Source organism: Sphingobacterium griseoflavum (genome assembly GCF_014653155.1).
Taxonomy (GTDB): domain Bacteria; phylum Bacteroidota; class Bacteroidia; order Sphingobacteriales; family Sphingobacteriaceae; genus Sphingobacterium; species Sphingobacterium griseoflavum.
In genome coordinates, this window is the sequence record NZ_BNAF01000007.1 from 150,782 (window position 1) to 162,362 (window position 11,581).

6 protein-coding genes are annotated in these 11,581 nt (G+C 45.2%); 5 read left to right on the plus strand and 1 reads right to left on the minus strand.

Features of this window, described 5'->3' with window-relative positions; translation table 11 throughout:
* Positions 1-2: 2 nt before the first annotated feature.
* The 4 genes from IE165_RS10715 to IE165_RS10730 all read left to right on the plus strand — a co-directional run bounded on the left by IE165_RS10715 (position 3) and on the right by IE165_RS10730 (position 7,737).
* Positions 3-1,424 (plus strand): RagB/SusD family nutrient uptake outer membrane protein, encoded by a 1,422-nt coding sequence (locus IE165_RS10715; RefSeq protein WP_189626618.1) that lies wholly within the window; start codon positions 3-5, stop codon positions 1,422-1,424.
* Between the two features lie 1,129 nt (positions 1,425-2,553).
* Positions 2,554-5,685: a SusC/RagA family TonB-linked outer membrane protein gene (locus IE165_RS10720; RefSeq protein WP_189626619.1), complete on the plus strand. Its 3,132-nt coding sequence runs from the start codon at positions 2,554-2,556 to the stop codon at positions 5,683-5,685.
* A 52-nt stretch (positions 5,686-5,737) separates the two neighbouring features.
* The gene (locus IE165_RS10725) at positions 5,738-7,216 is read left to right on the plus strand and encodes a SusD/RagB family nutrient-binding outer membrane lipoprotein (RefSeq protein ID WP_229826506.1); all 1,479 of its coding nucleotides are present in this window, start codon (positions 5,738-5,740) and stop codon (positions 7,214-7,216) included.
* 17 nt (positions 7,217-7,233) lie between these two features.
* Entirely contained in the window at positions 7,234-7,737 is a 504-nt protein-coding gene (locus IE165_RS10730) for a hypothetical protein (RefSeq protein ID WP_189626620.1), read from the plus strand.
* A 74-nt stretch (positions 7,738-7,811) separates the two neighbouring features.
* On the opposite strand, the gene IE165_RS10735 is transcribed toward IE165_RS10730, so the two are convergent.
* Positions 7,812-8,471, minus strand: coding sequence for a hypothetical protein (locus IE165_RS10735; protein WP_189626621.1), 660 nt, complete (start codon positions 8,469-8,471; stop codon positions 7,812-7,814).
* Between the two features lie 280 nt (positions 8,472-8,751).
* Here IE165_RS10735 and IE165_RS10740 point away from each other — a divergent pair, with 280 nt between their 5' ends.
* A complete protein-coding gene (locus IE165_RS10740; protein ID WP_189626622.1) occupies positions 8,752-11,559 on the plus strand; it encodes a TonB-dependent receptor in 2,808 nt (935 codons plus the stop codon).
* Positions 11,560-11,581: the final 22 nt, after the last annotated feature.

The following is an 11,581-nucleotide window of genomic DNA, read 5'->3' on the forward strand; positions in this document are numbered from 1 at the left end:
CGATGAAAAAAATATTTAATTCCACTGTAAAATTATTTTTGACAGGTGCGGTTTTTTTGGCTTCCTGTTCAAAGAACATAGATTTAGTGCCAAGCGATACGATTCCCTCGGAGTCGGCTTTGGAAAATTATCAGGATTATGACAAAGCTGTCATTGGAGCATACTCAAATATCGCCTATCAGCAAACTATCAACGTCAACACTGTTCTAGCTGATGAATCTCGGTGGGCAATTGATAATAATGCACGTAACTATAGCGCCGGTGCACATAAATGGGCATTTGATGCTGGAGAAGCTACGGCCACCGATGGTTGGGGAAATTTGTACAACGTTATCGACCGTGTAAATAGAGCGTTGGCTTTATATGATAATATTACAACGACAACTGCGGAAGAGGCAAGTGCATTGCCGCGTTTAAAGGGAGAACTACATGCTATTCGTGCTTTCGCACATTTTGAATTGTTGCGTTGGTTTACGGAGGAATTCACGCCTACGTCGTTAGGAGTTCCGGCCATGACTGCGTCGACGGTAACAGGTAAGCCCGCGAGAAACACATGGGCTGAGGTGATGACCCTGATCCAAGCTGATTTGTCGGAAGCTGATCAGTTGATTCCGTCGGCATTTACGGATATTTTCCGGATTACAAAGCCTGCTGTAGCGGCAATCCGCGCTCGAGTTGCTCTTTATAACAAAGACTGGGCGAATGCGATCACCTATGCAAACCAAGCTTTGGCTTCTAAAGGAACATTAGCTACGGGCGAAACATACAATGGTATTTGGACAGATGCCAATACGTCGGAAGTATTCTTTCAATTGCGAAGAAATTCTAATTCAGGATCTATCAGAACGTTATGGACAGATGATAATACTGATGTGTTTTTCTCGCCTTCGTATAAATTGATGGCTACTTTTGATCAAACAAATGACATTCGTTATGCAAGATTCTTTATGGATGATACATCAGTGCCCGTGACGAGAGAAAATTGGAAAGTAAACAAGTATCCCGGTCAGAATGCGACAAACCGGTTTAATAATATTAAAGTTTACCGCGTTTCCGAAATGTATTTGATATTGGCCGAGGCCTATGCGGAAACCAATAATTTGGCGGAGGGAACAAGTCGTTTGAATGCCTTACGCGCTGCGCGTATTAATGGTTATACCAGCCAGGCTTTTGCCAATGCTAACGCGTTGATCGAGGCGGTTTACCTAGAGCGCTACAAGGAATTAGCTTTTGAAGGTCATCGTTTCTTCGACCTAAGAAGACGTAACTTGCCGGTAGTGCGTACCGCGCAGGATATCGCTAGCGGAGCAGCTATTCCTTTACAGTTAAACACATCAGATCGAAACTATATTCTTCCAATTCCACAGTCAGAGATATTTGCTAATGAAAATATTGTTCAGAATCGTGGCTATGGCATGAATTAACCGACGGTTTACTATATGCTTTTCGAAAAGGGGGGTGTGCTTGTAAAAGTACACCTCCTTTTCGTACATATGCAACATTTGATTCCTATAAAACTTTGCTGTTACCTCACTATTACAAGTTTCCTTGATGTGTTTTAGGTACTCTTGCTGTTACAACTTAAATGATCAAACAGATTTGGACATGTGAATTTTCATCTTGTGTTTTTTGCAAGCATGAAAGCGGAAAAAAGCATTGTATGTCGTAAAACTTTCCAGGTTTCCATTGGGATAGTACCGGTATACGTCACCTATAAACCATTGATTGCGATCATTAGATGTACGCAATACGATGGCATTACTTTTCAGCGTATTGCCATGCCTGTAATGTTTTTTAAAGCCTAAAAGCCCAGTCAGCTCCCCCCCCCCCCCCTCTACGTTTCTTGAGAAATAAAAGTTCCTAAAGGCATGTCTTTTCCCTATTATTAACGCTTTAATTTTCTTTGTTTGTTTAATGGAAAATCCAATTAGTTTTAACTTGACTTTGCAATTGTTAAAATAACATTTTATTTTTTGTTAAAATTTTTTGTCATTTACAGCTTGTTTTGTTGCTTGTGTGCAGCCGCTGTAATACAATATATTCATTAGTATCTCCAGCGTATATACGGCGTTGAGCCGTTTGTTTAATCATTTTTATGTCGTTTTTGTGGATAATTAGTGTTTTTTGTACAATTAATTTTTTATTCATGAAATTTTGCTTTTTTAAAATTTTAATTTATCATTGCAGTGATTAAATGTATCATGGAAATTAATTAGTGTGTATAATTAATTTTTAGTTGTGTTTTGATGCATTTTTTTGGTAGGTTTTAAACTGGTTAAATTATGATGCGACAGAGGTTTTCAAATCCGTTTGTACCGTTTCTTTAGCGCGCGAAGCCGCCGGACGACTAATGAATAGGCAACGTTTATTCTGCAGACGTCCGAGCATGATTTGCTTAAAAGCTTTGTGCTGACGCTTCGCTAGCAACACTGGACAACGTGATTAATTACACGCCTGTTTGTATTGGAAGCCGTTTTTGCGAATCCACTTAGCATTTTTCTACTATCAAATAGTCCTTCTGCAGAGAAGGTTCATTAACTAAACAATAAACAAATGAAACAAAAATTACTCAGTATTCTTGTGGTGCTGACCTGCTTTTTAGGAGAGGGGTTTGCACAAAATCGACAGGTGAGTGGAAAGGTCACCTCGGCAACGGACGGTTCGCCTATTAGCGGTGCCTCCGTTGCGCTATTGGGGACCACTACAGCAACGCAAACCGATGCAGCTGGAAGTTTTGTGATGAGTGTGCCGCCAAACAGTACCCTGCTGTTCTCCTACATCGGCTATGTAAGCCAGCGGATTCAAGTGAACAACCAAAATGTACTGAATGTTCGCTTGGCCGTGGATGAGACGTCATTGGAAGAGGTGGTTGTTACAGCGCAGGGCATTGAGCGAGCAGCGAAATCTATTGGCTATGCTACCCAAAAGGTTACCGGTGAAAATTTGGTGCAGCGGTCTGAAACAAATGTGCTTAATGCACTCCAAGGCAAGGTCGCCGGGGTAAACATCTCGAGCTCGTCGGGCCAGCCGGGTGCCTCTACCAATATCAATATCCGGGGCATTACCTCCTTCGGAGGAAACAACCAGCCCCTGATTGTTGTTGATGGTATTATTTTCAGTAATGATACGGATAATAGCCAGAACACCTTGTTCGGTTCGCAGCCGGCCAACAGGCTGAACGATATTCCGCCAGACAATATCGAGTCGATAAATATTTTGAAGGGACCTGCCGCATCCGCCCTTTACGGATCCAGAGCTTCGGCCGGTGTCTTGATGATAACCACTAAAAGTGGGAAAGGAATGGCCGGGAAGACGGAGGTGACATTCAATTCGTCGGCTAACTTCCAAAATGTAGCCTATTTGCCCAGATTCCAAACCTCTTATGGGCAGGGTACACAAAATCTATACAACAATCAAGTCACCAGTTCATGGGGCCCTATTTTCGGTAGCGTTAGTGAAGTGGTGCAGGGCGGTACAGGATTGACGGTTCCATATCAGGCCTATCCAAACAACATTCGTGACTTCTACAATACAGGCGCATTTTTTCAAAATTCATTAAACTTAGCCGGTGGTGACGATAAAAGCAATTTTGCTGCAGGACTATCGAGTACGATACAGGAGGGGATAGTACCGAATAGCAAATACAATCGACATACGGCAAATTTGGGCGGAAATCGTACCCTAAACAATGGTATCAAGATAGGTGGAACGATTACGTATTCGAAGACGAACCAACGTGGTTCTACGATGGGAAATGGGGGGAGTGCTTTTGGGCAAATTACCCGTATTCCAGTATCGTATGACCTGAACGGCACCCCTATTTTAGATGCTGCCGGCAATAGACAGTATTTCCTCCCTAACCAGAACAGCCCTTTGTGGAGTGTAGAGAATGAATTTTTTGAATCGGCAGTGGATCGGGCGTTCGGTAATCTAACCATAGGTTACGATATCACGGATTGGCTGAACGTATCCTACCGCATGACCGGCGACACGTATATCGATCAGCGATCACAGGTGCTCCGGATAGGCGCTGCACGCGCGCCGCAGGGTTCCATCAATGAGGAGAGTCGATTTCGAAGTGAGCTTAATGGTGATCTGATGGTGAATGCACGTAAAGATGACCTCTTCCTAGAAGGACTCACCGCGAACTTGTTGTTGGGACAAAATATCAATAGCAGAATCTTCCGAGAGGCAGGCGTCATAGGTGGCGGATTATCGATGGTTGGATTTGACAACGTTGGTAACGCTTCTGTATTTACAGGATCCTATGCCAATCGGCAATTGCGTCGGTTGGTAGGGCATTATGCTCAGCTAGGCCTAGGGTATAAAGACTATTTATTTCTCGAATTAACCGGTCGTGCAGACAAGTCGTCCACATTGCCCACACATAACAACACCTATTTTTACCCATCGACTTCGTTAAGCTTTGTGCCGACGACAGCTTTCCAAAGCCTGCGGTCTGACGTGCTCTCTTTTTGGAAAATTCGGGCTAACGCCGCCCGTGTGGGACGAGATGCAGATCCTTACCTCTTGTATTCAGTTTACAATATTGGAACATTTGGCAACAATACCGCTAGTATCCAATTCCCTTTATCGGTGGGCGGGTCTGCAATTCCGGGATTTAATATCAGCACCAGAATCGGTAATCCGAACCTTCGGCCCGAGTTTGTGACGTCATATGAGTTTGGAACGCAACTTGGGTTGTTCAATAACCGGATCGACATAGATTTTACCTACTTCAGTACCCGTAGCAGAAGCCAAATTTTCAACGTCGCGGTATCCAATGCATCGGGTTTCGACAATCGGACCGATAATATCGGCGAAATGACCAACAGAGGGATCGAGGTTTTGCTGGGCGGATATCCGGTTCGTAATGCGGCATTCAGCTGGAAGGTCGATCTAAATTTCACCCGGATACGCAACAATGTGGTTTCTATTTTTGGTGACGAGCCTGTGGGGGGTGATAATTTGACCAGCACGGTGATTCCTGCAATCAATTCATTTATCGGTATTTCCCCTTCCATAGCCGAGGGATATCCTTACGGAGTCATCGTTGGTGCGGCTCATGCACGTAATGAGGCCGGAGAGCTTCTCATCAATCCTATTACAGGTCAATTCATGCCAGGGGTTGGAAATAGAGTGATTGCCAATCCGCAAAAAGATTACACACTAGGTGTAGCTAATACGTTGACCTATAAAAATTTCAACTTGAATGCGTTGTTCGATATTCAAAAAGGTGGACAGTTATTCTCCTTTTCCCAGGTGGATATGCGATCCAATGGGATGATTTTCGAAACGGGAATAGATCGCGAGCAGCCCCGTATCCTTCCTGGTGTCATTGATAACGGAGACGGTACATTTCGGCCAAATGATATCCAGATCTCTGCCCAAAGTTACTGGCAAGGGTTGGGCGGTATTGGTTCTGAAGCCGCTGTTTTCGATGCTACTTCTTATCGGTTGAGAGAGGTGTCGCTCACTTATAATCTTCCGCAAAGTGTGATCAAAAATACACCATTTGGCCAGCTGTCAGTTGGATTTAGCGGCCGTAATCTATGGATGTTTGCACCAGGTTTCCCCAGCGACCCCGAAGTAAATACGCAGGGTGCCGGCAATGCGCAAGGTCTTGACTTGAATGGAGCGCCGACTACCAAAAATTATGGATTTAATTTACGTGCAACCTTTTAATCTGGAAATCAATATGAAATTCGTTAAAAATAGATCAATACTAGCAGTTTTGATGACGACAACAATCGCATGGTCTGGCTGCAACAAATTTTTAGATGTAAACGATACCCCCAACAATCCATTGGCGGTTCCTCCTTCTACACTGTTGTCCACCGGCTTGGCCGGTACAGCTTTCGCTGTTTCCAATGAGTTAAACCGCTTTGCCTCAACCATCATGAGCGTGACGGCCGGCGCAGCCGGTAGTCCTGCTGCTTGGGATATATACGCGGGTTTGACGGGAGCGGAATTTGGCAACCAGTGGAATTTTGAATTGTACGGAGGTGCATTAATCAACTATAAGAAGATGATTGAAGCTGCCGAAGCGCAGCAGGGGCCTGCCTATGTAGGAATCGGTAAAATTATGATGGCCTATACCTTTTCGGTTGTAACGAATGTATGGGGCGATGTGCCTTATTCCGAAGCGCTTCAGGGCGACATGCAAGTCACAACACCTCGATTGGATTCCCAGCGGGATATTTACCTAGGCAATACATCGGGAAATATCCGCGGGCTTATGGACATGGTTAGAGAGGGATTAGCCGATCTAAGTCGCGAAAGTGTTCTCCGTCCGGGCGCGACGGATCTTGTCTATGGAGGGAATATAGAGCGATGGAGGCGTGCCGGAAATTCGTTATTGCTCAAATTAGCGATGCAAATCAGCCAGGTTGAACCTGCAATCGCCGCGCAGGTCATTCGGGAAGTCATGGACGCTAATCAGTATATCAACGAAAACGCCGGGAATTTGTCGGTAAGGTTTGGTGGTCAGGTGGGCAGCCATTCGCCGCTGTGGACATTGACCCATAATTCGCTATTCGAAAATGAACTGATGATCAGCACACGTTTTTTGAATCTATTGGAGCGCCTGAACGACCCAAGGCTACCTAATTTTGTAACGCGCGTTGAGCGGACGCCAGGTGCAACGCCTGTGTATGTGACAATTGATAACGGTTTCCGAGGTGTTTTGCCCCTTGCGGCGTTAACAAACCCGGCCAGAAAGGGGCGTTCGGTATATAATACCTATGCGACAGGTGTATCGGGTGAAGGGCCTGTACGCTTGCTGACCTATGCGCAAACATCTTTTATTCTTGCGGAAGCAGTGTTGCGGTTCGGCTTGCCCGGTGATGCCCAAGCCTTGTATGCGCAAGGAATTAGAGCGTCTATGGCCGAGGCGGGCATCAACGCCAGCGACATAGACGGATACTTCAACGGGAATCCTAGTATTGTTACCCTTTCGGGCAGTATGGAGCAACAAATTGAGCAAGTCATCACGCAGAAATATATCTCTTTGTTTTCAAATGGCTTAGAGCAATGGAATGACTGGCGGCGCACTGGCTATCCCACTTTGGCTGAACATCAAAATGCTGGGGGGATTGATGGAACCCGCCCCGTTCGAGCTGTTTATTTATTTACCGAGCAACAGAGAAACCCGAATTTTCCGCAAGGTACTGCGGTTCCGATGTCTAACGTTCCGGTATGGTGGGACGTCAATTAACTTAAAATCTTTAGGAAATGAAAAAATATACATCTATATTATTCACGTTGGTTGCTGTATTTTTTAGCGCATGTGAAAAAAGTTACACGGAACTTTATTCCGATAATCGCCCCGCTATCCCTGTCACGTTCGAGGGTGCCACTACGCATGGTTTTAACCCATTTATTGAGGTTCCTATATCGCAGGACAACTTTTCGTTGACCATGGTTATACCGCAGGGATCAGGTCGGCAGATCAGGGAAATCAGTAGGGTGCTCGGCGGAGCGACTAATATCAATGCCGGAGGGGTTCGAGCTGCCACTTATATTAGCGCGCCCATACCTGGTAACGGAAATCGAGTGGTGTTTGATACCTCGGTAACAGCATTTAGAGCGAGTAGCGCTGCCAACAATACATTGGTTCAAAATTTTCTCAATAATGCCGCACTGACAAGGTTAGAAATCGCATTTATGTTTTTGGTCACGCTCGATGATGGCCAGCAGATCATACCTGTGCAAGCTAGGGTGTTTTTGACGAAGTAAACGGTCAGCTGCTATCAAAATCGAATTTTAGGTTGGTATAGGTTATCTATGCCAACCTTTTTTTGAGTTGCCTGTTATCTCCCAAATCCTGCTGTGAGCTGCGCATAGAAACCGCGTACACGATCAGCTGGTGCACCTGTTGCCTCGGCGTTCGCCACTTGCCATTTGCCTGGATGTAGGCCATGTTTGTAACCCACGCGGAAAAAAGGTAAGTAGAGGCTACGTTCTTTCACAAATCGTTTAAACGTGATGCCTACATCAGCGACAGCGCCTCGCTGATCTACACGGATACGGTTCGCTCTTGTTTGGAGGAAATCATCGAAAGTACCCGACATATCGCTTTGGACGACGTGTACGCGCGTATCTTGGTAGCCGATTCCTAACTCGGGTGCGGTAATGATGGAGCCGAACGATATGGTGTTGGTGGATAGGTAAAACCGTAGATAATTTTGGCTGAAATCATTATCCGAAAAATCGCCGGAAATGTTGTGTTGTACACCGATGATCAGCGGTTTGGTACGATAGGCAATGCCGACGCCACCACTCATTAAAAACGCGCTCTGTTTGTCCAACCCCTGCATTTTCAATCGCGCATTGAGGTTGCTGAAATTAGCGTGTTCAAAGCCGGCGGCAAACGATATTTCTAAAGGAAGTTTTCGCTTCGGAACCTCTTGTCCTATAGCAAAGCCGGTAACGAATAAGAGGGTAGAAACAGCAAGTAGTTTGGTCTTCATACGAATCGAATCTTAGTTGTTGAAAAATATGGAATTTATTCCTTTCTGCAAGATATCTTTTTTAGTGACATGTTGTATGGATCCAAGGTACATTGTCGAGCTTTTCAATATCTTTTAATTTATAGAAGGTAGCGATATTTTTGCTATGGACGAAGAGATGAATAAGAAGCGGTACTTAATCCGTACGTTAAGCCATTCTTAATTAATATTTTCTTAACACAATAGTCATGTTCCGTTTATCTTAACTTCATAGGTTTGTCGCAATGTCAAAAAACAAATCATGAAATTTTTTACAACATTATTATTCACAAGTATTGCTACCTGGATCTACGGACAAAGCACGGTCCTGACAGGTAAGGTGCTAGACGATGCGGACCAGTTTTCGCTTCCTGGGGCCACTGTCCGCATTGCTGAGGGCAACCGTTACACGGTGTCTGGGCAAAACGGGAATTTTGAATTTCTTGATCTTCCTGAAGGGACGTATACACTTTCGGTTGTTTATTTGGGCTATCAGCCTTTGGAAACGAAAATTACCGTCAAACGCGGACAAAAGAACAACATAGACCTCCGGTTGCTTACGGCCAGCAACACACTTTCGGAGGTGGTGGTGATGGGCGACATGCTGAAGGGTCAGGCACGCGCGTTAAACCAACAAAAGAACAATGAAAATATCTCTAATATTATTTCGTCCGATCAGGTGGGGCGTTTTCCCGATGCTAACATTGGCGACGCTTTAAAACGCGTCCCCGGCATCACCATGCAGAACGACCAAGGTGAGGCGCGCAACATTATCATTCGCGGTTTGGCCCCCAATCTAAACTCGGTTACTTTAAATGGGGATCGCATCCCTTCTGCAGAGGGCGATAACCGAAACGTACAGATGGACCTGATCCCGGCGGATATGATATCCACTATCGAAGTGAACAAAACGTTGACACCCGATATGGATGCAGATGCCATCGGCGGATCGGTTAATCTCATTACAAGAGCCTCCCCAAATGGGCAACGGATTTCGGCTACATTGGCTGGCGGCTATGGCCCTATCCGCGATAAAGCAAACTATACCGCGGGGCTGGTATACGGTAACCGTTTTGCAAACAACAAGATCGGCGTTGTTTTCAGCGGTTCCTATAACAACAACCGTTTTGGATCAGATAATGTGGAAGCTGTTTGGGATCAGGATGATAACGGAAATGTTTTTTTGCAAGAGATGGATATCCGGAAATATGATGTGCAACGGATACGGAGAAGCACGGCTTTGGCGTTCGACTATAAAATCAATGATAAGCATATGTTATACGCCAATGCCATGTACAACTGGCGCGATGATCTAGAAAATAGGTACCGTGTCCGCTATCGTGATATTGCAGCAGTCTACGATGCGAACGAAAATATAACGGGCTATACGGGCAATATCCGTCGTGAAACGAAGGGTGGTATCGACAACTCCAAGAATAGGAACACACGGTTAGAGCGACAAACCGTACAGAACTATGCCATTGGCGGGGAGCATTTGCTGGGATCCAAGCTGGATCTGGACTGGGCAGCCAACTATGCTACAGCAAGTGAAGACCGACCAAATGAGCGCTATATAGATTTTCAGCAGCGTGGGGTAGACATGGGACAAAACCTATTTGATACGAGAAGGCCGTTGGTAACTGCTGATGAAGATCCGTCTGACTTTAGCCTACGCAAAATCACCGAAAACCATAATTTCACGAAAGAAGAAGAATTTGGCTCGAAGGTAAACGTCCGTTTTCCGCTATCGGTAATCGACGGCCAAAAAGGCAGGTTGCGCACGGGACTGCGTTTACGATTGAAAGATAAAATGCGCGATAATATCTTCTACGAATATGAACCGGTAAATGCGCTAGGTTCTTTAAGCGAAACACCGAATGTTTTCTATGGAGGACAAGGGTACCAAGCAGGCTCACAGTATGTCCCGGGATATTTTGTGGATAGGAATTACCTAGGTCATCTGGATCTAACAAACAGTAGTCTATACAGTGAAGAAGCCGATGCTGCGGAGTTTTTAGCCCTAAATTATCGGGCTAAAGAACGCATATTTGCGGGATATGTGCGATGGGACCAAGACTTTACGGATAAACTTTCGATGATCGTGGGTGCTCGGATCGAGCATACAGGAATCGATTACACTGGAAACTTCGTCTTGGACGAAGAGGAGCTGCTGGGTGAAGTGAACAATAAAAATAGCTATACAAACGTGCTTCCCAACATCTCTTTGAAGTACATGGCAACAGCATCAACAGTCTTACGCGCCGCTTTCACTACAGCAATTGCACGTCCAAACTACTATGCGCTTGCTCCTTACGTCAGCGCGCTGCCTGGCGACACCGAAATTCAGGCAGGTAACCCCGATCTGAATGCAACCTACTCTTATAATGCTGATTTGATGGCCGAGCATTATTTCCGGTCGGTAGGTATCCTTTCCGGAGGCGTTTTCTATAAAAACCTGAAAGATTTTATCTATACCTACCGGAATAATCAATATACAGCGGCCAATTTTGCGGAAGACTTCCCCAACCAAGAAAACCCTATTCCCGCTGGCGAAAACTATCGATTCGTACAACAGAGAAACGGTGACAATGTGGATGTCTACGGATTTGAGGTAGCCTTCCAGCGGCAGCTGGATTTTCTGCCCGGACGTTTCCTAAAAGGCTTTGGCATATACCTGAACTATACAAACACCAATTCTGTCGCACGTGGGATAACCAATGCAGATGGCGAGCAACGGACCGACGTGAAGTTGCCCGGAACAGCGCCCCATATGTTCAACGGTTCTTTATCATGGGAAAACAATAGATTTACTTCCCGTGTTTCCTTAAATTATACCTCGTCTTATATTGACGAGCTGGGCGGAAACGCCTTTGAAGATCGGTATTACGACAAGCAGTTGTTTTTGGACGCGAATGCAGCGTATAAGTTTACGCCAAAGTTTCGTCTATTTGTCGAGGCAAACAATTTGACAAATCAGCCCCTTCGTTATTACCAAGGGATTGTGTCGCGCACCATGCAGATGGAATATTATCAAGCCCGGTTTAATTTAGGGGTTAAATTCGATTTGTAATGCATCCTTTAGGGCGTTAAGT